Below are 24,303 nucleotides of genomic sequence, written 5' to 3'. Positions count from 1 at the left end.
GATGGTTGGTATTGTGTCGCTCACCTCATGGCAAGCACCCCCAAACCACTCGTGATGATCACGACCCCCATGATTCTCTTTTGCCATCCGACTTTGTCATTGAACAAAAAAATGGAGAGAACTGCAGCGAGCACGATACCGGCGTTGGTGTACGACACGACCTCCGCCGCAGGCAACTGGCGCATGGCGTGGATAACCAAGGCGTAGGCGAGACCGATACAGGTTCCGCCAAGAGCCAGCGACGCGAGATCAATGCGCTGTGCCGGCACCCAACTGCGGGTGTGCCGATGCATGCGCAAGGTCATGCTGATCCAGGATGCCAGGTAGCCGACGGACAGAAAACCCACGAGCCCCATGAAGCTTGGGATGTGTTCGGTGGCCGCCTTGTCACTCAGGGAATAAACGCTTGTCGCCAACATGGCCAGCATGGCCCATCGGAATGCTCGTCGATCCGACCCCTGTTGAGCACTCGATGCCATGACGAGCAAGCCCAGCACGCTGATGCCAATGCCCAGCCAGGCAATGGGCGGGAGATTTTGACCGAAGAACAGCGTGCCCCAGATCGCAATGAAAAGAGGTGAACTGCGCACCAGAGGATAGACCAGTGCGACCGGTGCGTGCTCGTAGGCCCTGGCCAGACCGGAGAAATAAACCACATTCGCAGTGGCCGATACGATCAGTAGCAGCGTCATCTCCAGTGACCAAACGACGGTTGTCGCCAGCTCCCAGAACCCCCAGGGCGCAAACAGCACCAGATGGGCGAGCAACACCCACCACAGCGGGTTCGATTCCCTGGGCAAATGCCGTGCCATCAGGTTCCAGGTGACGTGCATGGCCACCGACAGGGCCAGTGCCAGCGGCGCGTTCATTGCGTTTGGGACGGTATGTCGGCCGTGCTGCCGTCCCGGGCCAGCCGGATATGACTTGCGACGCTCGGCGTCTCTTCCATCATCCAGTCGTCCAGCGCATGACCGGCATGGGTGAGCCAGGTGATGCGGGCACCAGATTCGATGGCACACCGATGTGCTTCGTCCCAATCGTTGTGGTTTTTCGGGGTCGGGTGCGGCGGATAGGAACAGTCGATGGCCATGTCAAAGTCGCCCCAGGCGCGCAGGAACTTGGCCGACTTCGGCGGCAAACCCAGGGTGTCTGTGAGGTAGGCGAAGCGTTGGCCCTGGGTGCCCTCGATGGCATAGCCCAGCGTGGGTTTGGAGTGAAGCAGCGGCAGGGGCGTCAGGCGCAGCGCCCCGACGGTGAAGGCCTCGAACTTGTGCACCGTCTCGAAGGCCAGTACACCAGGGTGCTTGAACAAATCGGCGCAGCCTTCGCTGTCTGGTGGGCCATAGACTGTGATGGGCGTCCCCTTACCCCAGCGCAGATGAAAGAGTCCCTGCACGTGGTCGGGGTGGTAGTGCGTGAGAACAATCGCGTCCAGGCTACCCGGCGCAAACCGTTCGTGAAGGTCCATCAGCCCGGCATCCAGTAGCACCCGGGTACCTCCGGATTCAATCAGGGCGCTGCAAGGGCGGCGGACGAAGTGTGGCTCGGTCCTTGCGCGTTCACAGGCCCGGCAGGTGCAACCGTAGAGCGGAACCCCGCCCGCAGCGCCCGTGCCCAGAAAACTCACACGCATACTGGCGCTCCTTGGGTGTGTTCTGCGATCAACCGGATCAGCGCTTCGCCGGCCACCTCGACGGGTCCGTTGTTCTGGATGAGCACACCGGGCACGGGCTGCAGGCGCAACGTTTCATGGCGGTGCAGGCGCTGCTCAATGGATTCGGCATCCTCGCGGCCACGGGCCAGCAGCCGATCACGCAGCACGGTGGTGGCCACGTCAATCGTCACCGGCAGCAGCTCCGGGTAACGTTGGCGGGCCTCGTCCAGGTATTCCCGCGAGCCGTTGATCACCACCGTGATGCCTTTGCCCAGCCACTGGTTGATCTCGATGCCGATTCCGTAATGCAGGCCGTGGCTGGACCAGTGCATGGCAAAGAGCTTGCCGTTCTGGCGAGCGGTGAATTCCTCCGTGGTCAAGGCCACATGGTTTTCGCCGCCTGCCGTTGCGGGTCGGGTGATGTAGCGATGGGCAAAACACACCCTGGGATCACCCGCCAGCTTCTGGCGGGCATGGCCCATGAGCGTGTCCTTGCCGCTGCCCGAGGCGCCGACCACGTAGATGAGGCGAGTTCGCATGTGCCAGTCCCTCTCAGGCGTGGTCAAAATGCGCGACCAGCGAAGCTTTACCGCCCGACCAGACCCGCTCGGCCTGTGGCAGTCCGCCCATGGTTTTGACCGCAATCAGGTCTGCGCGCTTGCCCACGGCGATCTCGCCCCGGTCGTGCAAACCTGCAGCACGAGCTGGGTTGCACGTGACGAGGGCCACAGCCTCGGCCAGGGGGATGCCGGCCAGATCGGGCAAGCGCATGACCGACGGCAACAGCGCCGCTGGCGAGTAGTCACCGCACAGGCAGTCGGCGACACCGGCCAGCACGGCATCGAGGGCACGCATGTTGCCCGACTGGGACTTGCCGCGCAGGATGTTGGGAGCGCCAAACAAGGTGGCCAGGCCTTGTGCACGGGCGGCCTGTGCCGTCTCCAGGTTCACCGGAAACTCCGACACCACAGCGCCCAGGGCCTTGACGGTCGCCACTTTCTGCGGGCTGTCGTCGTCGTGGCTGGCAATGGACACGCCGCACGCACGGGCCAGTTCCGCAAGCTGCTCCATGCGCCGCATGGCGCCCTGTGCGGCCCCGGCTTTGCGCGCCAGGATGTCGTCGATCTGCGCCTCATCGGTCTTGTAGGTCTTGGCCAGGTAGGCGCGGTACGCCTCGACATCGCGGAACTGACCCTGACCGGGGCTGTGATCCATGAAAGACATGAGGTGCGCATGACCGTCCTGCAGCAGCGCCGACAGCACCGGCGGCGCCGTTTCGTCCGTCACCTCGTAACGCACATGCACCCGGTTGTCGATCAGGGCATGGGCCTGCCAGTCGCCAATCGAACGGGCGATCTCGGCGGCGAAGGCGTTGTTGCGCACGCCCAGCTCGTGGTTGGCAAAGGACAGGGCATGAAACACCGTCGTGATGCCGGCCGCCGCATTGCGCTTGTCGGCCTGGGCACAGGCGAACTCCAGCGGGAAGTGCACGCCGGGCCGCGGCTCCACCTCTTTCTCCATTGCGTCGCAGTGCAGGTCGATCAGACCTGGCATCAGGGTGCGACCGCGCAGGTCGATCTCGGTGGCACCTGCGCTGCTGGCCGGGTCGATGGCTGTGATGGTGTCGCCTTCGATCAGGATGGCCACGTTGTCACGGACTTCGGTGGGGAACACCACGCGGGCATGGGTCAGCAAAATGGGATTCATGAGGCACAGGTCTCCAGCAATGCCGCCGCAGACACCGGGGGCGTGAGGGTTACGACGCGATCGGCCAGGCGTCGGACAAGTTCGGGGTCGTGGAAGATGGCCAGCATGGCCACGCCTTCGGCCTTGATGGACTTCAACAGCTCCACCACGCGGTCGGTGGTGGACGGGTCTAGGCTGGCCGTGGGTTCGTCAAGCAACAGCAGCCGAGGCCGGGCGATCAGCCCGCGTGCCAGGTTGACGCGCTGTTTCTCGCCGCCCGAGAAGGTGGCGGGTGGTACCGCCCACAAGCGTTCCGGCACGTTGAGCAGGGCCAGCAGTTCGCGCGCGCGCTCGGCAGCAGCTTCGCGCGGGCTGCCCCGCTGCACCAGCGGCTCGGCCACTACCTCGACCGCCGACTTGCGCGGTAGACAGTGCAGAAATTGGGTGACGAAACCCAGGTCCTGCTTGCGCAGCTCCAGCATGCGGTGTTCGCTGGCCTGGGCCAGATCGGTGATGGCACCGTTGGCGTCCCGGTAAAGGATGCGCCCACTGCTGGGCAGGTAGGTGCGGTAAATGGCCTTGAGCACCGACGATTTGCCGGCGCCGGTCGGGCCGATCAGCGCGGTCAGCTCGCCGGCAAACACCTCCAGTTGAACCTGTGCACACGACGGGATCAGTTTGTTCTGGTCGTGCAGCTGGAACTGTTTGGAGAGACCTTCGATTTTGAGGATGGCTTCTTGCATGATTCAGGTTTCCTCAGAGAGCCGACGCGACCAGGCGCTGGGTGTAGGCGTGCTGGGGGTCTTCGAGGATCTGGTCGGTCAGCCCGGACTCGATGACGCGGCCGTATTTCATGACGATCGTGCGTCCGGTCAGCAGGCGGATGACACCCAGATCGTGGGTGACCACGATCATGGCGGTGCCCAGCTCCTGCTGGATTTCCAGAATCAGGTCCAGGATGCGCGCCTGCACCGAAAGGTCCAGGCCGGTGGTGACCTCGTCGAGGTAGAGCAGCGGCGGCTGGGTGGCCAGTGCCTTGGCGATCTGCACGCGCTGCTGCATGCCGCCCGAGAACTTCTTGGGCGACTCGTCCATGCGTTCTGCCAACACCTCAGTGCGCGCCAACAAGCTGCGCGCCCGTTCGCGGATTTCGCCGTAGTGGGCCAGGTCGCTCATCAGCAGGCGCTCGGCAATGTTTCCGCCGGCCGAGACGTTGAAATTGAGTCCCAGATGCGGGTTCTGGTACACCATGCCAAAGCGGTGGTTGCGCAGCCAGCGCTGCTGCGCGGCGTTGAGCGCGAACATGTCCCACTGGCGCTCGCCGTCAAAAAACAGGGCTTCACCAGCGGTGGGCGCATCGTCGAAGAACAGCGTCTTGACCACGGTGGACTTGCCGCTGCCGGACTCGCCCATGATGCCGAGGATCTCGCCCTCGTGCAGGTCCAGGCTGATGTTGTGGCAGGCCACCACCGAGCCACAGTGTGGGCAGATGTTGGTGTCCATGTCGGGGCCAGTGCTCTCCAGGCAGAGTTCGCAACCCCGGCCGTGGATCTTGGTCAGTCCGCGTACTTCCAGAATTTTTTTCATACCGTGGTCTCCTGAGCTTGTTCAGCCTGGCGGGCCATACGGCTATTGCAAAAATCCGAGTCCGAGCAATGCCAGTGCTTGCCGCCATCGTCGGCAATGAGCTCGTCGAGGAAGCTGTCGGTGGCGCCGCACCGTTCGCAGGCGCGGCGCTGGCCGTGTTCGTTGGTGAAGTCTTCGGTGCGGAATGGCACGTCGTCGAACGCCAGCGGGTCGGCGCGGGTGTACGGCGGCACCGCATAGATTTTTTTCTCGCGCCCCGCACCCAGCAGGATCAGCGCCGGGCTCTGGTGCAACTGCGGCACGTCGTAGCGCGGGATCGGGCTGGGGTCGATCACATAGTGGCCGTTGATGCGCGTGGGGTAGCGGTGCGAGATGGTGATCTCGTCAAACTGCACGATGTCCTCGTACAGCTTGGTCAGCAGCCGCGAATAGTCGCCTTCGCCGTGCATGACCTTGCGTCGAGCCTCGGAGGGTTCCACCACCACCAGTGGGTCCGGATACGGCACTTGCAGGATCAACACCTGCGCTTCGGTCAGCGGCGTTTCCGGAATGCGGTGGCGCGACTGGATCAGAGTGGCATCAAGCGTGTGTTCTGTGGTGTCCACGCCCGGGCAGGTCAGTTCCACAAAGTGACGCAGGTTCACCGCGTTGACGGAGTCGTCCGCGCCCTGGTCGATCACCTTCAGGGTGTCGCCCTCGCCAATCAGCGACAGCGTAACCTGCAGACCGCCGGTGCCAAAGCCGCGCCCCATAGGCATTTCGCGTGAGGCATAGGGCGTCTGGTAACCGGGGATGCTGATCGCCTTGAGGATGGTGCGGCGCACCTCGCGCTTGGCGTATTCGTCCAGGAAGCCGAAGCTGTAGCCCGCCTCGTCCAGGGGCAGTTCGTAGCCCGGGTTCATGATGGCGCTCCTTCTTGGGTCGGTTGTGCGGTTGCCTTGTCCTGCGTGGTGCGCAGCCGGTCCATGTCGGACTGGAAGGTCACGTAGTGCGGCATCTTGTAGTGACTGGCAAAGCCCATCGAATCCACGCCATCGACGTGCAGCAGCACGAATTCCGGGTCTTCCGACGGGTTGCTGGGACCGTCGCGCATACCCTTTTGCAGGGCGCGGTCGAGGATGGCCATGGCGATGGCCTTGACTTCGTTGTGACCGAAACAGGCGCCATAGCCTAGGGTGAAAGTGGGTGGGCCGTCGGTAGCATCACCCTCAAACATGGCCACCACTTCGCATTCGGTCATCAGTACCTCACCGGCTTCGATGGGCTCGCCTGTCACCGGGTGCGGCAGCATCACCGGCACATAGCCCACGCGCAGCTCGGCGATGGTGGGGTGCACGTCGCCATAGCCACGCATGTTGGAATACGCAATCGCCAAGAGCGAGCCGGTTTCGGCGCGTGCCATGGTGGCCAGGGCCGCCGAACGCGGCACTGGGAAAACCAGCGGGTCGCGGGTGATGTCGAACGCCGCATGGGCGCGCCGGGTCAGCGGCGGCAGCAAGCCTTCGTCACGCAAGGCATCGACCACCTTGGGGAAGCTGTCGGGCAGGTCGGTGTCGGCCACGCCGTCCAGAAACCGCCGCGAGACCGCGCGAAAGTCCTCGGGCGACTCGTTGGCCAAATCCAGACGCATCAGGCGCAGCGCGTAGTCGGTGGTCGGGCCCAGCATCTGTCCGCCGGGGATGTCCTTGAAAGCGCTCGAAATCCGGCGGATTAGGCGCATGCGGCTCGTGTCCTGCACCGGCACATCCATCAGGCGTGGCTTGGTGGAGCGGTAGGCGCGCAGAGCGAACGCCGCTTCCAGTGTGTCGCCCTGCATCTGTTTGATGGCCAGAGCGGCCAGGCGTGGGTGGTAGAGGCCCCCTTCCGACACGACGCGCGATGTCAGCAACCGCAACTGCTGTTCGATGGCCGACAGCGTGAGCGGCGTACCCGCTGGCCCTTCGGCGCAGCGCAGGGCTTCGACGGCGGCTTCGGCACCGGCGATGGCCCGGCCACCGCCCTTGATGGCAACGTATCCCATCAGTGGGCTCCTTTGAGGTTGATGTGGGTGGTTCGGGGCAATACCGCGACCTCGTGCCCGCTCACCAGAATCAGGTCCACGCCCAGCGGGAAGTGGGCATTCCATTCGGACCGTTGCTTCCACCAGCCCGGATCGATGCCGCTGACCTGCAGCACCTGCTCGTGTTGAATACCCGGCCCGGTGAGCCGCAGATGGGGACCCTCACCGAAACGGGAGACGCGCATCACCACGGTCGCGCCTTGTTCGGGGTTTTCCAGCGATCCCAGGCGCGGCGTGGCCTCCAGCAAACGGTTGCCATCGGCCAGCACGAACTCGGCCGCCTCCACACTGGCCGAGCGCACGCCCAGTCGGCGCAGATCGTCGCTTGATAGCGCGTGCAGCGGATCGGCCAGCGCACAGGCGCTGTCCACCAGGGTGGTCAACACCAGCAGGAGCGCCGATTCAGCGCCATCGGCCAGTGGCACCACGCGGCCCGGATAGGAAAACGCGGTCATCAACTGGCGAAACGCCGTTTGCTGGCGCGGCGCTTGCCAGATGCGCCACGCGGCTTCTGCCGGTGCCGCCGCCATCCCAGTCTCATTCATCATCGTCCTCCTCGTTCGTTCCCAGCAGGGCAAAGTCCACCCGCGTGGCCGCGAGTAAGGCGCGGCGCTGGCGGCCTTGTTCCGCCACGGCGGTCGCACCCTGGGTGAGCAACCGCAGGGCCGCTTCACAACCTGGCATGCGGGCCGCCAGCACCGCGTCCAGGATGGCCATGGAACGGGCCACACCGGCACGGTCGTCCACCAGAATGGCCGCGCCTTCGATCGACTGCCCTTGGGTGGTCGTGACCCGCACATGCGCTTGTGCCAAGGGAATCTCACCGATGAAATAGGTATCGCCCAGGGCGCTGTCGGTCAGCGGCAGCAGGCCCAGACCGGATTGCGGCAACGCCAGGTCTTCGACCCGGTGCTGGCCCGCCAGATCGGCCGCCAGGGCCTTGACCGCTGCGGCCGGCAAGGCCGACCACAGCCGCAGCCACTGCGCACGATCCGGTGCTTCAGAAGTGTTTGTCATGTTGTTCCTTGTTGTCAGCGGTCGCCTCAGATCAGCTTGGCGCGGATGCGCGCCTGCAACTGGTCCAGCACGAACACAAAGACGAAGATCGCGATCAGGATGGTCATGACATGGCCGTACTGGAACATGTCAAAACGGCCCTTGAGTTCCTGGCCGATGCCGCCCGCGCCCACCAGACCGATGACGGTGGCCATGCGCAGGTTGCGGTCCAGGATGTAGGCGGTGTAGGCGATGTATTGCGGCAAGACCTGGGGGATGACGCCGTACCACAGCGTCTTGAGCTTGCCCGCGCCGATGGCCTCCAGCGCCTCTTGCGGCTTCTTGTCGGCGTTCTCGATGTCCTCGGCGTAGAACTTGCCCAGGAAGCCGGCCGCATGCAGGCCCAGCGCCAGCACGCCAGCGATGGGGCCAAAGCCGTAGGCCAGCACCAGGAACAAAGCGACGATGAGTTCCGGCGCTGAACGCAGCAGACTGATGGTGCCGCGGGCAGCGGTGTAGGTAAAACGGTTGGGGCTGTAGTTGCGGGCCGCGAAATACGCCAGGGGAATCGACACCAGCACCGACAGGATCGTGCCCCACAGCGCAATCTCCAGGGTCTCGATCATCTTGATGAAAACCGTCCAGACATAGCCGACCGGCTTGACCAGCACTTCGACGGTTTCCGTCGTGGCTTCCATCTTCAGCGTGTCCAGATTCATCTTCTGCTCGACGCGCTCCTGGGTCTCGATGTGCGAGAACAGGGGCAGCTTCTGGCGATCCAGGTCCTGAATCCGGCCCACCTCTTCGGTTTCTGCGATGGCGGGTGGCCACATGGCTTGACCGACGCGCGACAAGCCGCGCGCGACTTGTGAATCGTCAGCCAGGCCCACGGTCTTGGCCACGGCCTGTGCCGTCATGGCCACCATGCGGTCCATTTCGGTGCGTTGTCCGGTCACGAACAACAGCACCATGACGGCGATCAGCACCAGCAGATGTTTGGCGTTGTAGGGCGCGCTCAGGTGCCAGTGCAGTGCGGTGCCCTGGGGCGGCACGGGTATGGGGCGTGTGGATGTGGTCATCGCTTCGCCCCTCATGCCACAGCCAGACCGGCCACCGAGTGCTGCGCGTCGCTCTCGGCCGCTGGTGCATCTTCCCAGCGGGCACCCTGGTAAAGCGCATGCACGCGCTCGTCGGTGAATTCCGCTGGCGTGCCGTCGAAAACGACACGTCCGTCGCGCATGCCCACGATGCGGTCGCCAAACTCACGGGCCAGATCGACCTGGTGCAGGCTGCACAACACGGTTGCGTTGCGCTCGCGCGCAGCGTCGCGAATCAGGCTCAGGATGTCACGCGAGATCTTGGGGTCCAGGCTAGCCACCGGTTCGTCGGCCAGCACCACTTCGGGGTCCATCATGAAAGCGCGGGCAATGCCCACCCGCTGCTGCTGACCGCCCGACAAGTCGCCCGCACGGCGCTGGAGGTGTGTGGGTGACAAGCCGACGCGGTTGAGCAACTGGCAGGCTTTCTGGCGCTGCTCAGGCTTGAACCAGCCGGACAGGGCACGCAAGGTGGAGACCGTGGGCAACAGGCCGGACAGCACATTGGCCGCAACGCTCATGCGGTTGGTCAGGTTGAAGTGCTGGTGGATCATGGCCACGCGCTGGCGCAACGCGCGCTGCGTGGCAGTGTTGAATTCGATGCCGTCGATCAGCACCCGGCCCGAGGTCGGCCGCATGAGTCCGTTGACCGCGCGCAACAGCGTGGATTTGCCCGCACCCGAAGGGCCGAGGATCACGCAGAACTGGCCCTGCGGGATCTCCAGCGACACCTCGCTGATCGCCCGGGTGCCATCGGGCCAGATTTTTTGGAGAGATTCAAAGCGGATCATGTCGCTTCCTTTCTTTCATGCAGCAGCCCGACCCAGTGACCTGGGCCTGACTGTCGTGCACGGGGTGCTTGAGTAGCGCGGCGCTGCTTAGCGCGCGCTGGCCTTTTTCATGATGTCCTGCTTGACTGGGTCGGTGACCATCTCAAACAGCTTGCCGGCATTGGCCATGTCTTCTTCACTGACATTGGCGGTGTAGCCGTCCACCTTGCCACCACCGTAGCCGCGGATCTGGTCTTTGGTGATGCCGGGCAGTTTGTCGACGTTGTTGAACGCCTCGCGCAGCTTGGCCTTGACGGCACCATCTACCTTGGGGTGGATGGCCAGCGGCGGATAGGGAATGGCCGCACTCTTGATGATCACTTTGACCTTGGAGGGGTCGATCGCTTTGCCGTTGACGGCTTTTTCGAAGGAGTCGAACGACGCACCACCGGCATCGACCAGCCCCTCGGCCAAGGCCTTCAGCACATTGGCATGGCTGCCGGCCATGTTGATGGTGCCCAGATCACGCGCAGGCAGTACGCCACCGGCCATCATCATGGCCACTGGCACGGCAAAGCTGGAGGTGGAATTCACGTCGCCCAAGGCCACTTTTTTGCCTTTGAGGTCGGCGACGCTGTTGATACCACTGTCGGTGCGTGCGAACAGACCTGAGTAGTACACCGACTGGCCCTTGCTGACAGCCAGCGCCAGCAATTCGGAACAGCCTCGGCTCTTGGCTTGAAGGTAAGACAGCGGGCCGTACCAGGCAATGTCTGCCGCGCCGCTGCACATGGCCTCCACCACCGAACCGTAGCTCTGACCGACCTTGATGTCGAACTTCAGGCCCGTCGATTGTTCGATGGCCGAGAAAATGGGCTGGAAGTCCTTCTTGGTGCCGTCTTCGGTGCCGCCGTCGGCGGGCACCAAAATTACGCGCAGCGGCTTGGCGGCCGTGCCGTCGTTTTGTGCGGCCACGGCAGCAAACGGACTGGCCATCAGAGCCAGGCCGGTGGCCAACAGCATACGGCGGATGGATTGTTTCAGATACATTACAAAGGCTCATGTGAGTGGGAAGACAAAGAGATAGGTTTGCGAGACCGTCAGGGGTTGATGCGCAGTTGGATCCGGTCTGCACGGAACCGGGTAATGGCGTATTCGACCGGGGTACCATCCCGGTCGTCCACGTTCACACTCTTGACCCGCAGCACCGGTCGGTTCTGCGGCATCCCCAGCGTCTTGGCGTCGTCCCCTTGCGGGAGCACCGCTGTCACTAGGCTTTCTGTTCGGCGTAACTTGCAGCCATATGTGGCACCCAGCAGCGCATGCAGCGATCCGCTTTCGAAACGCTCGAAGAGGTCTGGGAATTTTTCGGCGGGCACGAAGTGCGATATCAAGCACATGGGGCGTTGCTCCACCATGCGTAACGTCTCAATCCAGTGCACTGCATCCCCTTCCTGAATGGTCAGGCGTTGTGCCACCCTAGGCAGGGCGCCAATGGTCTGCTTGCGAAGGATGCGGTTCTCGGTCATGAACCCAAGTGCGGCCAGGTTTTCGGTGAAACGCGTGCCTTTGCCAATCTGGTAGTCCAGTTGTGTGTCGAGCACAAAGATGCCCAGGCCGTGACGGCGTTCCAGTAGGCCTGCCTCGACCAGCTCGTCTATTGCGCGGCGCAAGGTATGGCGGTTGACACCAAATTGCACTGCCAGATCCCCCTCCGACGGCAAGCATTCCCCGGATGCGTATTGGTTGTGTACGACCAGCTCCAGTTGTTGAGCGATCTGTGCGTACAGGGCCAGACCAGAATCACGATTGACAACGTAGAGGCTCATGTTTAGTTATCTAGATAAGCGGATGAGCGTGAGCTTACGAGGTGCCCATGTCCGTTTCATGACACCCTGGCGTTACGACTATCCGGGGTTTTTCGAGATGCCAGGACGTAGCGCTACAACATCATTAATGTTGTAGCTCGAACATGAAGCTGCGGTCGAGCCGAGCACACGGATTCAGGTGAAGTTGCGGCCTGGATGAGGGAATCTCACCAAAGCATTGCAGGTATTGCACATCGACTCGAATCCACAGCCATCCGTACCCACGCCATCGCGGAAACGGGCGAAAACCAGCATCACATTGAATAATTCACCATTACCGAATGTTAGAAATGGCAGAAAACCCAATTTCTTGACTTCATAAATAGTATGTAATATCATAATACATACTATGGTACGAAATAGAGAGGTGAGCCATGGCCAGAGCCGGGATCTACAAATCAGAAGTGCTGCGCGCCCGCGATAAATTGCGGGCCACCGGGCGGAATCCGTCCATCGATGCGGTGCGCGAAGAGCTGGGCAGCGGCTCCAAAACCACGATCCACCGCTATCTGAAGGAGATCGAGGAAGAGGAAGGCGGAGCCACCGGCACCCGCGTGGCTGTCAGCGAGGCGATCCAGGATCTGGTGGGGCGGTTGGCCACCCGGGTGAACGAGGAAGCCGAAGAGCGGGTCATTTCGGCGCAGGCCAGGCACGCGGAGCAGCTGGCGCAGTATCAGCACGCCGCCGCGGCCCTAAATACCGAGGCCCAGTCCGCCCGCCAGCAACTGGAACAAACCCAGCGGGCGTTGGCCGATGAAAAAGCAGCCCATGCAAAAACCAGCGAGTCACTGCGCGGCAAGATCCTGGAAGGCACACAACTCACGCAACAGGTAGTCGATCTGCAGGAGCGCATCGAGGCCGAAGAACGCCACCGGCAATCCCTGGAGGAAAAGCACCAGCATGCCCGCCAGGCACTGGAGCATTTCCGGCAGTCCACCAAAGAGCAGCGCGATCAGGACCAGCGCAAGCATGAGCAGCAGGTGCAGTACCTGCAGGCTGAGTTGCGCACCGTGAATGAAGCCTTGGCAACCAAGCAGCAGCAAGCCGTCCACACCCTTCAGGAAAACGCGCGCTTGTTGGGTGATCTATCCCGTGCCCAGGGCGATCTGCACCAGCTCCAGGAAGAGCTGCGGAGCCTGCGGCCGCTCAAGGATGAACTTGGGTTTTCACAACGGCGCACCGAGGAGTTGGGTCGGCGCCTGGTTGAGCAGGAGGCGGCCGTCAAGCAACTCAACGCCTCGAACGAACAGTTGGAGGCCAAGGCCAACGAACTGCTCACGGCAAAGCAACAGCTGGAACTGGCGCTGACCGCAGCCAAGTCATCCGTCACGGCGCAAGAGCAGGTCGTGGTCAGCATGCTGGAGCGTTTCAGCGCTACGGTGCCCAGTCCTGATGCGTCCGCGAAAGACCCTGTTGAAGGGGCAGAAAAAATGACACAGAGGAATGATAAAAACCCAACTGTGACAGGGACTTAAGCCTGTTTCTGCGGTTTTTTACATGAATCCCTGCCGACCCTCGAATTCGGTGTGTGTATCCATGATTACACCATGGCTCCCTGCCAGCTACATGCTGACTGCCTCAATTGTTCTGAGCAGGTCTGCGTAAAAGGCGATGAGGTTCGGTCAGCCAGGATTCGGGATGAGCTGGTGACTGCTAGAGAGAATCTAGAGGCAGCCAAGCAGGCTCATGCTGACGGTTACTTTGGAGCTAGTCGGTGGGTAGACCATCACGAGCTGACGGTAAAAAGGCTGGCTCAATTGTGTGCCCTTCTTGATGACCCCAGTATTCCTCATGGTGCGGTCATCCAACTGTCAAACCTTCCTGTCCCGTCAAGAATCGAGCAAGCCAAAGTAGCTCGGGCCGCTTTAACGCACCGGCCGGAGCCCTCTCCTAGTGCGATTATATCGACTGAAACCATGCGCAACCTGATGCTCGCGATGGAGAAAAATGATGGCTAGAAATAGGCCGAAAGTTCGAGCACGTAACTTGGAAGACCAGGATATAGAAGCCATAGTTAGCATTCTCGACGGCTGGGAGGGGTAATACCCCCTGAAATCCACCGCTGGGAGAAGTAGAATTTTCTCGTTAAGAGGGAGTTCTGCAGATGAAGAAGTCGAGATTCACAGATAGCCAGATATTGGAGGCGCTCAAGCGCGCGGAGGCTGGGCTTGCGGTGCCGGAGCTATGCCGGGAACTGGGCATCAGTTCGGCAACGTTCTACAAATGGCGCTCGAAGTACGGCGGGATGGACGCGTCGATGATGTCGCGCATGAAGGAGCTCGAGGCGGAGAATGCCCGGCTGCGCAAGATGTACATCGAGGAGAAGCTCAAGGCTGAGATTGCCTCGGAGGCGCTGCAAAAAAAGTTCTGAAGCCATCTCGCCGGCGCGAGATGGCAAAGCAGGTTGTGCAACAGCGCCGCGTGTCAATTCGTGTGGCGTGCACAGTGTTCGGCATCAGCGAGTCGTGCTACCGATACGAGGCGAAGTTGAACACGGAGAACGAAGAGATTGCAGACTGGCTGATGCGTATCACGGGCTGTCATCGCAACTGGGGCTTTCTGCTGTGCTATTACTACTTGCGTAACGTGCAGGGATTCGGGTGGAACCACAAGCGCATCTACCGGATTTATCGGGAGCTGGAGCTGAACCTGCGCATCAAGCCGAAGAAACGCTTGGTGCGCGAAACGCCGCAGCCGCTGTCGGTGCCGCATGCCATCAACGAAGTGTGGTCAATGGACTTCATGCATGACCAGCTCGTTGACGGGCGCAGCATCCGGACGCTGAACGTGATTGATGATTTCAACCGCGAGGCGCTGGGCATTGAGGTGGATTTCTCGCTGCCGTCCGAGCGGGTGATTCGCACGCTGGAGCAGCACATGGAATGGCGTGGCAAGCCGAAGGTAATTCGTTGTGACAACGGCCCAGAATACCTGAGCACAGCCATCGTGACTTGGACGCAGAAGCTAGGTATACGGCTGGAATACATTGAGCCGGGCAAGCCGCAACAGAACGCGTACATCGAACGGTTCAATCGGACCGCGCGATACGAATGGCTCTCGCAATATCTGTGGGAAGACCTGGAGCAGGTTCGGCAGGCAGCGGCCGACTGGATGTGGACTTACAATCACGAGCGCCCAAATATGGCATTGGGCGGCTTTACCCCGAAGCAGCGGCTGGCCATGGCCGCTTAGTTTCTACTTCTGCCGACTGTGGAAAACGGGGGCATTACCGCAGCGCCTGGCAAGCGCCGCCCGTGTCGCTTTCTGCCTACGTCACAATAGGCCTTTGCACGATAATATCTGCTGTTCACCCCCGCAAATGGCAGTGAACAACCCGCTGCCACCAAACTGGAGAGAGCCGCTATGCAACTCACCGTCGAGACGAACGTACGAGCCCCGATTGAACGGGTGTGGGAGGCGTACACCACACCCGACGAGATAATTCGCTGGAATGCGGCCTCAGATGACTGGCACACCACCAGGGCCATTGTGGAGGAGTGCATGCGGTGCCATCAGTGGCGGTCGCTCAGAGGACGGCGCCGAGTATGTGACAGAGGCCATCCTTTACTTGGAGGATTCCAATCCGCATGACAATCGAGCCGTTCGAGTGACTATTGAAGGACAGAGAGTAGGGTATCTGTCGCGACAGAATGCGCGCCTTTATCGAAAGCAATTAAAACAATTGGGCCATGCGCAGATCGTCTGTAAGTGTGATGCAATGATAGTCGGCGGGTGGCACCGTTCACCTGCGGATGCGGGGCACTTCGGTGTCAAGCTTGGGGGCTGTCATTAATTTCGTGTTTGAGGCATAACATGTCGCCAAGGAGTGACGATGCCTCGCAAACCGAAAACCCCACCGGCAGAGCTGCCGACGATCCCGGCCGAGCTGCTTGAGCAGTTCGGCCACGGCCCGATGACGGCCGACGCCATCAATGCCGCATCGCTGGCCTTCAAGAAAGCGTTGATCGAGCGTGCGCTGGGCGGCGAGATGAATCACCATCTCGGCTACCCGTCGGGCACGGCCAAACCGGCCAGCGTGACGAACCAGCGCAACGGCCGTGGTGCCAAGACGGTCCTGACAGAGGACGGCCCGATCCGCATCGAGGTGCCGCGCGACCGCGACGGCAGCTTCGAGCCGCTGTTGATCCCCAAACACGGACGACGCTTCACGGGCTTTGATGACAAGATCATCGCCATGTATGCCCGTGGCATGACCGTTCGTGAAATTCAGGGCTTCGTACAGGAACAGTACGGCACGGAAGTCTCGCCCGAGTTCATCAGCTCGGTCACCGACGAGGTGATGAGTGAAGTCACCGCCTGGCAGTCCCGGCCGCTCGAACCGATGTATCCGGTCGTGTTCTTCGACGCGCTGCGTGTGAAGATTCGCGAGGATGCCGTCGTACGCAACAAGGCGGTATATCTGGCGCTGGGCATCCTGCCCGACGGTACGCGCGACATCCTGGGCCTGTGGATCGAAAACACCGAAGGCGCCAAGTTCTGGATGAAGGTGTTTAACGATCTGAAAACGCGCGGCGTGAACGACATTCTGATTGCGGTGACCGATGGCCTCAAGGGCATGCCCGAGGCGCTGGCTGCCGTATTTCCGGCAACAACGCTGCAAACCTGCATCGTTCACCTGATCCGCAATAGCCTCGATTATGCGAGCTGGAAAGACCGCAAATCGCTCGCTGCCGCGATCCGGCCGATCTACACCGCACCGAGCGCCGAAGCCGCACAGGCCGAACTCGATAGCTTCGCCGCTGGACCATGGGGCCAGAAATTTCCGCCGGTCAGTGCAGCCTGGCGTAATGCCTGGGATCGCGTGATTCCGTTCTTTGCGTTTCCACCGGAAGTGCGCAAGGTGATCTATACAACCAACGCCATCGAGAACATCAACTCGCAACTACGCAAGATCATCAAGACCCGCGGGCACTTCCCGAGCGATGATGCCGCAACCAAACTTATCTGGCTGGCGCTGCGCAACATTACGGCCGATTGGGGGCGAGCGGCCAAGGACTGGAAGACAGCAATGAACCAATTCGCTATCCTTTACGCGGATCGATTCGTTCGACCGTCCGTGTAATTCTCAACTCGCCTTGAACACGGAAATTCTGACACCCCCCAAGCTTGATCTGCCAGTTGTATAGTTCCTGCCTGTCCATTCAAGCCTATACGCTTCACGGGTTCGTGGAGGACTGTAAACAACCTCGTTGGTCGGTCGGCATTTGTTTACATAAACTTTTTCTCAGTGCTCTCCCTATTGAGAAAAGCCCCATTGTTGCTGGGGAAATTTAGAAGTTTACAAACTTAGGTATACATAACCCTTCTGAGTGACCGCTCCATGGACGCATCGACGGCTCGCTTCTACGAAGACAACGCCCAGGACATAGCCACCCGGTACGAATCGGTGGGCAGCCCTGTGGCCAAGTACTTCCCGCTGGCATTTGTGCCAGGGGCCCGGTTGCTTGATATCGGGGCAGGATCTGGTCGTGACTTGGCGCACCTCCTCAAGAGCGGCTACGAAGCCTACGGCGTGGAGCCCACGGACGGTCTGCGCGCGGCGGCCAAGGTCGCCCACCCCGAGCTTGAAAACCGGCTTGCTAGCGCAGCGCTGCCCGAGCTGGGCATGCCCTTTGATGGCAAGTTCGATGGGATCCTCTGCAGCGCAGTCCTGATGCACGTTCCAGACCACCAACTGTTCGATGCTGCGCTGGCCATCCGTGCGCTGCTCAACCCGCACGGCCGCCTGCTGCTGTCCCTGCCACTGACCCGTGGAGACAACCTGGTGGAGCAGCGCGATACCAGTGGTCGGCTGTTCCAGGGCTACACCGCCGAAGAGATCCAGCTGCTGTTCGAGCGCTTGGGATTTCAGTGCATCGGCCGCTGGGATTCCGACGACGCCCTGGCCCGGGCTGGCACCAGCTGGTACACCTTGCTGCTGGAACTGCGCACCACCGGCAGCATGCTGGAGCGTTTCAGCGCTACGGTGCCCAGTCCTGATGCGTCCGCGAAAGACCCTGTTGAAGGGGCAGAAAAAATGACACAGAGGAATGATAAAAACCCAACTGTGACAGGGACTTAAGCCTGTTTCTGCGGTTTTTTACATGAATCCCTGCCGACCCTCTTCTTCTGCCGGCGCGATGGCCAGGGCATCGAGCGCTGGTGGCTCGAGGTGACCGGCAAAGGCAACAAGACCCGGCTGGTGCCGGCGACCGACGAACTGATTGCCGAACTCGCGCGCTACCGTCGCGCCCACGACCTGCCGCCTACCCCGCAGTTCGGGGAGACGCGGCCACTGGTGCTGCCGGTGATTGGCAGAGAGGGTGGCGAGAAACCCCTGTCACGCGGCGCGCTGCACCTGATCCTGAAAGAGGTGTTTGGCATGGCCGCGGAGCGCCTGCGGGCGCGCGGGCCCGAGTGGGGGGCGCAGGCCGCGGTGCTGGCCAGCGCCTCGGCCCACTGGCTGCGCCACACCGCCGGCTCGCATATGACCGACCAGCAGGTCGACCTGCGTTATGTGCGCGACAACTTTGGGCACAGCTCGCTGTCGACGACGAGCGGCTATCTGCACAGCGAAGAGGATGCGCGGCACGAGGCCACGCAGGAGCGGCACCGCATCGGATGGATCAGGAAAGCATAAGGCGCGTCAGCACACCAAGCGAAGTGCATTTCCGCACCGATCTGGGATCGCATCAGAGATTGATGCCCAGCCTGATCGCAGGCCTCTACTACTCTTCCAGCCAGGCGTGCTGTCGCCTGGCCGCGTCCTCGCCGATCTTGGCCGTATGGGCCGCTGCCTGTTCAAGCCAAGGCGCATGCGCCCTGGGAACGACCAGCATCGCCAAACCCAGTCCGTCCAACGCACGCAGGGCGTGCTCGAGATTGACGCCCTTGCCGTTCTCGAGCTTGGACAGCATGCCGACCGAGACCCCGCAATGTCTTGCCGCCTGGTCAATGGGCATCCTTTTCCCTGCCCGCGTTGCTCGAATGCGGTCGCCCAGTTGGTGAATGGTGCGAATCGTCGCACGCGACGGTGGCTTCGGATCAGGTAGTGGTCGTGGCATGGAGGTCGTTCTTGCAAAAGGAACACCAGCGTGGAGAGCGGTTTTCTGTGTTGTTTCACTATCGTGAAATTATACTCTCACAATGGCGGCCGGATGCCGGCAAAGATCTGCGCCTGCTAATAAGCACTTCGCAGAGGGTGGCAATTGCAGACACGGCATCGAAAGACCCCAGAAGAGACCGAACACTACGGTCCTGGACGCAACCTCCGTAGTCTCTACTGGGGCCAGGCCCCAACACCTTGACTGCTCTCGGGAGAGCTAGCGTTCTCTTCGCTGCGTCGGACCCGTCGCGATGAAAGGATGCTTAGAAAGCGGTGAAGCCCGTCAACGCGGATATCTCGCGCGTTGTCCGCAAGACCGGTATCAGGACAGGTGGAGGTTGATCGGTGCGAGTTTAACTTGATAGGACTGGGTGAACGATGACCTCATGTCCACGCGTCGCGGGCGCTCAAAGTGAGCGCTCATCTCATGGAAGAGCGCGCATCATGTTTGTTGAGGAAGCACAACAGCGCTAGGCCGGTGAATGCCGCTGCTGCTTCGATTCCAAGCAACATTCGAACGAGATCATTTGGCCACCCGTCAGCGGAAATGCTGACCAGCCGCCCGAGCACCAGGCCGCTGGTGAACACGACGTTGATCCACATCGAGGGCTTTCGCCACGCCTTCGAGAGTAGACCCAGGGCCAGCAACAGACTGATACCGAGATGCATGCCACCGTAGTTGGCACGGATCTCATTGAAGGCATTCACCGAATGGGGTTGCATATCGAGGCCCGCCATTGCCGTAGCGGGGTCGTGAAACGTATGCAAGCCAATTAGCAGGAAAGCCAGTGCCGAAACGGCCAGGTATATTTGAGAGAGGCGATGCATGAGTTGGCTCTCAGGTAGCGGACGTTGACGGAGTGGGTGTCGACTCACTGCCGGTCGGCTCGTTCCTGTCCACCGTCCATGTGTGGATGGGTTCATGACCACGGCGCACCCATTCCGGCGGCCGCCACAGGTGTTGCAGTCGCTGCCACACGGGCCCCGGTGACATCACGTCACGCCACATGTCGACAAACTCGTGGAGATTCAGCACCAGGATATTGTAGGACTTAATCTGTTGGGTGATGCCGTATTGCACCGTCTCCCGTTCTTCTTCGAAAGTGCCAAACATGCGATCGAAAATGATCAACATGCCACCGTAGTTCTTGTCGATATATTGGTCGTTTCGGCCATGATGGGCACGGTGATGGGACGGTGTATTGAAGATGTACTCAATCCAGCCAGGAAGGCGGCGGATCAGTTCGGTATGAATGAAATACTGATAGGACAGATTCACGGCCAGGATGAGTGCGACTGCGGCCGGCGGCACACCGAGGAGCACGGGAGGAAGGAAAAAGATGAAACTCCCAGCGACCACATTGAGCATCGATTGTCGTGCCGCCGTAGTGAAGTTCATGTTCTCGCCGGTATGATGAACGACGTGCGCCGCCCAAAACCAGCGGATTCGATGGCTGGCGCGATGAAACCAGTAGTAGCAGAACTCGACCGACAGAATGATTGGGAGAATGGTCCAACCGTCCACCGGGATATCAAACAAACGTTTTGAATATACCCACGCATAGATGGATCCTGTCACAAGAGCCACTCCCAGGGGCTCCATGATCTGGTAAGTGGTGCCCAATGCGATGTTCGCCCACACCTCTTTCCAGTTCAGTGTCGATTCGGCTCTACGCCTTCGATTGATCAGGGTCTCGAGACTGAATGCAATGATGAAGAGAGGAACCATGCTGAGCATGAACGCCTGCTTCCAATCCACGGACTTCCCAAATATGGAATGCAGCCAGTTCATCATATCGGACGGCAATTTAGACTCCTGTTCGCTTGGCTTGCCGACAGTTTGATCAAACTGGTGACCCTCCGCATTGACAGTCCTCGACACTTTCTTGACACTTCGCGACATTGTTCATTGTCATCCCATGTCCGCGCCCACCGCTTACTACGCCAGCACCTACGTGAACCTGCTTTTCGACTACTTGCAGGACCAAGGGCTGGATGCCGTGCATGTGCTGGGGGAATCCAGCCCTAATTGCCAGGAAGTGCGACTCTACGCGCTCGATCACTGGCGGCGTTTGCTTGAGCGTGCCGCCGAGGTTTGCAATGATCCGCTCCTCGGATTGCACGTTGGCCAGCGCATTGCGCCTGCGCATCTCGGCGTGCTTGGATACGCACTTGGGGCTTGCCCTGACGTCGGGGCTGTCTTGCAACGCTGGCAACAGTACGACCGTGTGGTTGCAAACGTTACGCCGGCGGAGCTAAGAACCGAAGGTAAGTCCGTCGTGATGACGTGGCCCCGTTCGACGGAACCAACGGGGCCGCTCGTTGACGAAACGGCCTTGGCTGCGATGACCCGTTTCACGCGAGCCATGACAGATGGTGATGTGAGGCTGGAGGAGGTGTGCTTTGTTAACGCAACACCTCAAGACACCACCCCTTATCTTGCATACTTCGGCTGCCCGGTGAAGTTCGACCAACCGGAGACGAGTCTGCGCTTCCCCGTCGACCTTTTGCAGGCGCCTCTGCGTCAACCTGATGAAGCGCTACTGCGAATCATGGAGCTTCAGGTACAGGCTCTGCTGGGTGCCATGCCGAAGATGGATGACATGGAACATGCCATCAGGCAAGCGGTAGCCGGGCTCGCGCGTCAAGGCGAAGTGAGCCTTGAAACAGTGGCTTCCTCCATGCACATGACCCCCCGCACGTTGCAGCGGCGACTCGACAAACTGGGTCTGAAATTTCGCGAGCTACGTGACGACACGAGACGCCGGATTGCAGAGAATTACCTAAAAGATCCACGGCTTTCGCTCGCTGAGGTGGCCTGGATACTTGGGTACTCGGAGCACAGTGCATTTACTCGCGCATTCCGGAGATGGACATCGCAGAGCCCGCAAGCCTGGCGCCGCGAAATGGATGCGTGATCCGCTACGGGCAACAGCGCAGTCGCCCATGTGATTGCAGCGCTGAAGGTTTTAGGCTGGCCTCCTCGGCCCAAGTCCCAAGCTCTCGCACCGGGTTGCATGGCCTTCCATCGCCGCTACGGCGGAGTAAGCGACCCGCCCTGGCCCGTCGCCTCACGTGGCGGAGAAGCTGTTGAGCTTCTACCCGACTCATCTTTGAGACGACGGGAAAGCAGGTACTTCCATGCCGTCTACTTACTGCGAATCACCTCGGTGATTGGCTCGAAATAGCAACCATATTTGACATCGCCCACCGTGTCACTCATTTGCATCTCCGCTGTGTTGACGCGAGCCTGGATCCCATCTGTGACGACCTGCGGGTCAGCGGCCTCGCAGTTATAGAGTGCCAGGTACTGCCACGGATGAGGCCCCGCTTTTCGCTGCTGCTCCGTGCGACTGAAGCGCTGTGCGCTCACCACGCCCGGTACGCGCAACACGTCTGGAAGGTGCTGCTCGGTATACCAGCGATTGAACTCTTCTTCACGCCCCGGAACCGCGTTCGTGAGTACCAGATAGGTGAACTTGACCATTCTTATCTCCTTAAGGTTATTGAAGTACAGGGAATGTCCAGCGGCCGATGCCCTGTGACGCGCCCGTGATGGGTATGTGTTGACTGGCGAGTCCCTTGTTCACGTGGTCCTCTTTGCTGGAACCCGCGCTTTGGCATTCCGGCGGTTTCGGCGCTTGAGAGAAAGGGTGTGGCCCAACGCTTCCATCAAACGACGCAAGCCCGTAGACGTTCCCATTCGATGCTGGGAAATCTATGCTGCAACCTTTCGTCCCCGTGTAAGGGGACAACCGGGAAGAAGGCGACGGAGCAAGCTCGAAACGCCAGTGAACAGAGTTCTCCGAAAACTTCAACGAGCGGATGTGCGTGAATTTCGTATCAAGTCTGCGGCCTTCTCTGCCATGGCCATAATGGGAAGGTTCGTGTTCCCACTGATGATCGTTGGCATCACAGATCCATCAATTACTCTCAAGTTCTCAACCCCGCGCACTTTCAACTCCTCGTCAACAACAGCGTTGTCGTCGACTCCCATGCGACACGTGCCAACCGGGTGATAGATGGTTTCCGCATGCGAGCGTATCCATGCCTTACGGGCTGCACCGGTGGAGAAAGCATCGATGTCGAGCCTTCGTTTGATGTACTTCCGGAGCGCCGGCTGGTCGACAATCTCGCACGTGCGTTCCACGCCGCGCACCAAACTCTCCAGGTCAGACTCGTCTGAGAGGAAGCGAGGGTCGATTCGGGGAGAATCGGACGGATCTGAAGAACGCAGTCGCAGCACGCCTCTACTTTTTGGACGCAGCTGGCATACGCGGACTGCAAATCCGTGGGGAACTTTTTCGTTAGGCGGTGGATTGCGCAGCGCAATGATCAGATGGGCCTGCCACTCAGGCAGATCCGGATTTCTGTCGGAGTTGTAAAATGCTCCTGCCTCAACGCCTTGAGAGGAAGCCGGCCCGCCTCCTGAAAGAAGATAGCGAGCTCCTGCCATTCCGCCTCTTACCAGGCCGATATAGGGCGTGAGCGTATTGGGCTGCGACGCTTCTAAGCGAATCGCGCAATCAAGATGGTCCTGAAGGTTCTCACCGACGCCTTGCAGATCGACCACGGGAGCGATACCAATCGACTGCAGATGTTTGGCCGGTCCGATCCCCGAAAGCATCAGGAGTTGCGGTGAGGCAATGGCCCCTGCTGTCAGAATCACTTCGCGGTCCGCGCGAAGCTCCACCTCCTCCCATCCATCCTCAATCACTACGCCTTGCGCTCGCTTTCCGGCAAGGAGAATCCTGCGGACTTTACAGTTCGCCATCAATGTCAGATTGGATCGGTTACCTGCTCGATCCAGGTAACGATAAGCACCGGATCGCTTTCCCTCGGCAATCGTAAGCTCGTAGAATCCTGCGCCTACCTGCGACGCCCCATTGAATCCGTTGTTCTCCGGCATACCGGCCGATACTGCGCTCTCTATGAACGCAGTCGATATGGCGTTTTGCTGCGTGCCGTATGACAGGCGAATCGGACCCGCGTACCCGCGATCGTCATTCCTCGCCTTCGTTACCAGTGATGCATCCTCAATCTTTCGAAAGTACGGACGAAGGGATTCATAGTCCCAGCCCGACAGGCCCTGAGATGCCCAGTTGTCGTAATCGGATCGGTTCCCCCGGATAGCAATCATGGAATTGATCGAGGATGAACCGCCCACCACCTTGCCCCGGGGTATATAAATATTCCGATTGTCCAGTTGTGTCTGGGGCTCCGTCCAATAGCGCCAGTTGAATTTTTGGCTCTTATAGAGAACCCGGATCCCTGCCGGCATCTGAACAAAGATGGATGACGCGGGAGCGCCCGCCTCTATCAGCAGTACCTTGACGCTGGGATCTTCACTCAGCCGAGAAGCGAGAACACACCCTGCCGAGCCGGCGCCGATAACAATGTAGTCGTATGTAGCGGTTTTCATAATCAGGAGATCACTCAACGCGAGCCGATGCCTTGAGCGCCATGCGCACGCGGCGAATG

The 24,303-nt window shown here is 60.5% G+C and carries 25 protein-coding genes and 1 pseudogene; 7 read left to right on the top strand and 19 right to left on the bottom strand.

The window, feature by feature from the left end; all coding sequences use genetic code 11:
* Window positions 1-20: 20 nt before the first annotated feature.
* From PTE31013_RS24015 to phnF, 14 genes are all read right to left on the bottom strand, one after another.
* Window positions 21-869, bottom strand: a complete 849-nt coding sequence (locus tag PTE31013_RS24015; RefSeq protein WP_023121731.1) for a DMT family transporter — start codon at window positions 867-869, stop codon at window positions 21-23.
* On the bottom strand, window positions 866-1,633 hold the full coding sequence (gene phnP / locus PTE31013_RS24010; protein ID WP_003118405.1) for a phosphonate metabolism protein PhnP: 768 nt from the start codon (window positions 1,631-1,633) through the stop codon (window positions 866-868). Before phnP ends, PTE31013_RS24015 begins: the two co-directional genes overlap by 4 nt.
* Entirely contained in the window at window positions 1,624-2,193 is a 570-nt protein-coding gene (gene phnN, locus PTE31013_RS24005; protein ID WP_003118406.1) for a phosphonate metabolism protein/1,5-bisphosphokinase (PRPP-forming) PhnN, read from the bottom strand. The genes phnP and phnN overlap by 10 nt, the downstream gene beginning before the upstream one ends.
* Before the next feature lie 13 nt (window positions 2,194-2,206).
* Window positions 2,207-3,361 (bottom strand): alpha-D-ribose 1-methylphosphonate 5-triphosphate diphosphatase, encoded by a 1,155-nt coding sequence (locus PTE31013_RS24000; RefSeq protein WP_003118407.1) that lies wholly within the window; start codon window positions 3,359-3,361, stop codon window positions 2,207-2,209.
* Window positions 3,358-4,083 carry a phosphonate C-P lyase system protein PhnL gene (phnL, locus tag PTE31013_RS23995; protein ID WP_003118408.1) on the bottom strand — a complete coding sequence of 242 codons (726 nt, stop codon included), beginning with the start codon at window positions 4,081-4,083 and terminating at the stop codon, window positions 3,358-3,360. Before phnL ends, PTE31013_RS24000 begins: the two co-directional genes overlap by 4 nt.
* A gap of 13 nt (window positions 4,084-4,096) precedes the next feature.
* A complete protein-coding gene (locus PTE31013_RS23990) occupies window positions 4,097-4,927 on the bottom strand; it encodes an ATP-binding cassette domain-containing protein (protein WP_034396209.1) in 831 nt (276 codons plus the stop codon).
* A complete protein-coding gene (locus PTE31013_RS23985) occupies window positions 4,924-5,829 on the bottom strand; it encodes an alpha-D-ribose 1-methylphosphonate 5-phosphate C-P-lyase PhnJ (RefSeq protein ID WP_003118411.1) in 906 nt (301 codons plus the stop codon). Before PTE31013_RS23985 ends, PTE31013_RS23990 begins: the two co-directional genes overlap by 4 nt.
* The gene (locus PTE31013_RS23980) at window positions 5,826-6,947 is read right to left on the bottom strand and encodes a carbon-phosphorus lyase complex subunit (RefSeq protein ID WP_034396212.1); all 1,122 of its coding nucleotides are present in this window, start codon (window positions 6,945-6,947) and stop codon (window positions 5,826-5,828) included. The genes PTE31013_RS23985 and PTE31013_RS23980 overlap by 4 nt, the downstream gene beginning before the upstream one ends.
* The gene (gene phnH, locus PTE31013_RS23975; RefSeq protein ID WP_079263529.1) at window positions 6,947-7,534 is read right to left on the bottom strand and encodes a phosphonate C-P lyase system protein PhnH; all 588 of its coding nucleotides are present in this window, start codon (window positions 7,532-7,534) and stop codon (window positions 6,947-6,949) included. The genes PTE31013_RS23980 and phnH overlap by 1 nt, the downstream gene beginning before the upstream one ends.
* Complete coding sequence (gene phnG / locus PTE31013_RS23970; RefSeq protein ID WP_003118414.1) at window positions 7,524-8,003, bottom strand: phosphonate C-P lyase system protein PhnG; 480 nt, start codon at window positions 8,001-8,003, stop codon at window positions 7,524-7,526. Before phnG ends, phnH begins: the two co-directional genes overlap by 11 nt.
* Before the next feature lie 26 nt (window positions 8,004-8,029).
* Window positions 8,030-9,061, bottom strand: coding sequence for a phosphonate ABC transporter, permease protein PhnE (phnE, locus tag PTE31013_RS23965; RefSeq protein WP_080747452.1), 1,032 nt, complete (start codon window positions 9,059-9,061; stop codon window positions 8,030-8,032).
* An 11-nt stretch (window positions 9,062-9,072) separates the two neighbouring features.
* Window positions 9,073-9,870, bottom strand: coding sequence for a phosphonate ABC transporter ATP-binding protein (gene phnC / locus PTE31013_RS23960; RefSeq protein WP_034396216.1), 798 nt, complete (start codon window positions 9,868-9,870; stop codon window positions 9,073-9,075).
* Between the two features lie 87 nt (window positions 9,871-9,957).
* Complete coding sequence (locus PTE31013_RS23955) at window positions 9,958-10,872, bottom strand: phosphate/phosphite/phosphonate ABC transporter substrate-binding protein (protein WP_423200970.1); 915 nt, start codon at window positions 10,870-10,872, stop codon at window positions 9,958-9,960.
* A gap of 77 nt (window positions 10,873-10,949) precedes the next feature.
* Window positions 10,950-11,678 carry a phosphonate metabolism transcriptional regulator PhnF gene (phnF, locus tag PTE31013_RS23950; protein WP_059414262.1) on the bottom strand — a complete coding sequence of 243 codons (729 nt, stop codon included), beginning with the start codon at window positions 11,676-11,678 and terminating at the stop codon, window positions 10,950-10,952.
* Between the two features lie 413 nt (window positions 11,679-12,091).
* Here phnF and PTE31013_RS23945 point away from each other — a divergent pair, with 413 nt between their 5' ends.
* From PTE31013_RS23945 to PTE31013_RS23915, 6 genes and pseudogenes are all read left to right on the top strand, one after another.
* A complete protein-coding gene (locus PTE31013_RS23945) occupies window positions 12,092-13,192 on the top strand; it encodes a DNA-binding protein (RefSeq protein ID WP_034396223.1) in 1,101 nt (366 codons plus the stop codon).
* A 629-nt stretch (window positions 13,193-13,821) separates the two neighbouring features.
* Window positions 13,822-14,909, top strand: a protein-coding gene (locus PTE31013_RS23935; protein ID WP_086003188.1) for an IS3 family transposase whose coding sequence is annotated in 2 segments (ribosomal slippage) — window positions 13,822-14,071 and window positions 14,071-14,909 — 1,089 coding nt in all. Because the reading frame shifts where the segments join, the coding sequence is not laid out codon by codon here.
* A 171-nt stretch (window positions 14,910-15,080) separates the two neighbouring features.
* Window positions 15,081-15,308 carry an SRPBCC domain-containing protein gene (locus PTE31013_RS23930; RefSeq protein WP_121739573.1) on the top strand — a complete coding sequence of 76 codons (228 nt, stop codon included), beginning with the start codon at window positions 15,081-15,083 and terminating at the stop codon, window positions 15,306-15,308.
* Between the two features lie 241 nt (window positions 15,309-15,549).
* Window positions 15,550-16,800 carry an IS256 family transposase gene (locus tag PTE31013_RS23925; protein WP_150564891.1) on the top strand — a complete coding sequence of 417 codons (1,251 nt, stop codon included), beginning with the start codon at window positions 15,550-15,552 and terminating at the stop codon, window positions 16,798-16,800.
* Between the two features lie 258 nt (window positions 16,801-17,058).
* A complete protein-coding gene (locus PTE31013_RS23920) occupies window positions 17,059-17,799 on the top strand; it encodes a class I SAM-dependent methyltransferase (protein ID WP_059414616.1) in 741 nt (246 codons plus the stop codon).
* 42 nt (window positions 17,800-17,841) lie between these two features.
* Window positions 17,842-18,357 (top strand): annotated as a pseudogene (locus tag PTE31013_RS23915) (tyrosine-type recombinase/integrase); the annotation flags it as partial.
* 88 nt (window positions 18,358-18,445) lie between these two features.
* Here the strand turns inward: PTE31013_RS23915 and PTE31013_RS23910 are convergent.
* From PTE31013_RS23910 to PTE31013_RS23900, 3 genes are all read right to left on the bottom strand, one after another.
* Window positions 18,446-18,781, bottom strand: a complete 336-nt coding sequence (locus PTE31013_RS23910; protein ID WP_043355318.1) for a helix-turn-helix domain-containing protein — start codon at window positions 18,779-18,781, stop codon at window positions 18,446-18,448.
* A 461-nt stretch (window positions 18,782-19,242) separates the two neighbouring features.
* Complete coding sequence (locus PTE31013_RS23905; protein ID WP_043355321.1) at window positions 19,243-19,650, bottom strand: DUF4345 domain-containing protein; 408 nt, start codon at window positions 19,648-19,650, stop codon at window positions 19,243-19,245.
* A 10-nt stretch (window positions 19,651-19,660) separates the two neighbouring features.
* Window positions 19,661-20,725 (bottom strand): sterol desaturase family protein, encoded by a 1,065-nt coding sequence (locus PTE31013_RS23900; RefSeq protein ID WP_306418434.1) that lies wholly within the window; start codon window positions 20,723-20,725, stop codon window positions 19,661-19,663.
* A gap of 16 nt (window positions 20,726-20,741) precedes the next feature.
* Here PTE31013_RS23900 and PTE31013_RS23895 point away from each other — a divergent pair, with 16 nt between their 5' ends.
* Window positions 20,742-21,740, top strand: coding sequence for an AraC family transcriptional regulator (locus tag PTE31013_RS23895; protein WP_043355323.1), 999 nt, complete (start codon window positions 20,742-20,744; stop codon window positions 21,738-21,740).
* A 230-nt stretch (window positions 21,741-21,970) separates the two neighbouring features.
* Here the strand turns inward: PTE31013_RS23895 and PTE31013_RS23890 are convergent, their stop codons facing one another.
* Window positions 21,971-22,309 carry an EthD domain-containing protein gene (locus tag PTE31013_RS23890; RefSeq protein WP_052495067.1) on the bottom strand — a complete coding sequence of 113 codons (339 nt, stop codon included), beginning with the start codon at window positions 22,307-22,309 and terminating at the stop codon, window positions 21,971-21,973.
* 327 nt (window positions 22,310-22,636) lie between these two features.
* On the bottom strand, window positions 22,637-24,303 hold a 1,667-nt coding region (locus PTE31013_RS23885; protein WP_217426262.1), incomplete at its 5' end, for a GMC family oxidoreductase.

This window comes from Pandoraea terrigena, from assembly GCF_902459705.1.
GTDB classification, from domain to species: domain Bacteria; phylum Pseudomonadota; class Gammaproteobacteria; order Burkholderiales; family Burkholderiaceae; genus Pandoraea; species Pandoraea terrigena.
Note: the sequence above shows the minus strand (reverse complement) of the source record. Positions and strands in the feature narration are given on the sequence as shown.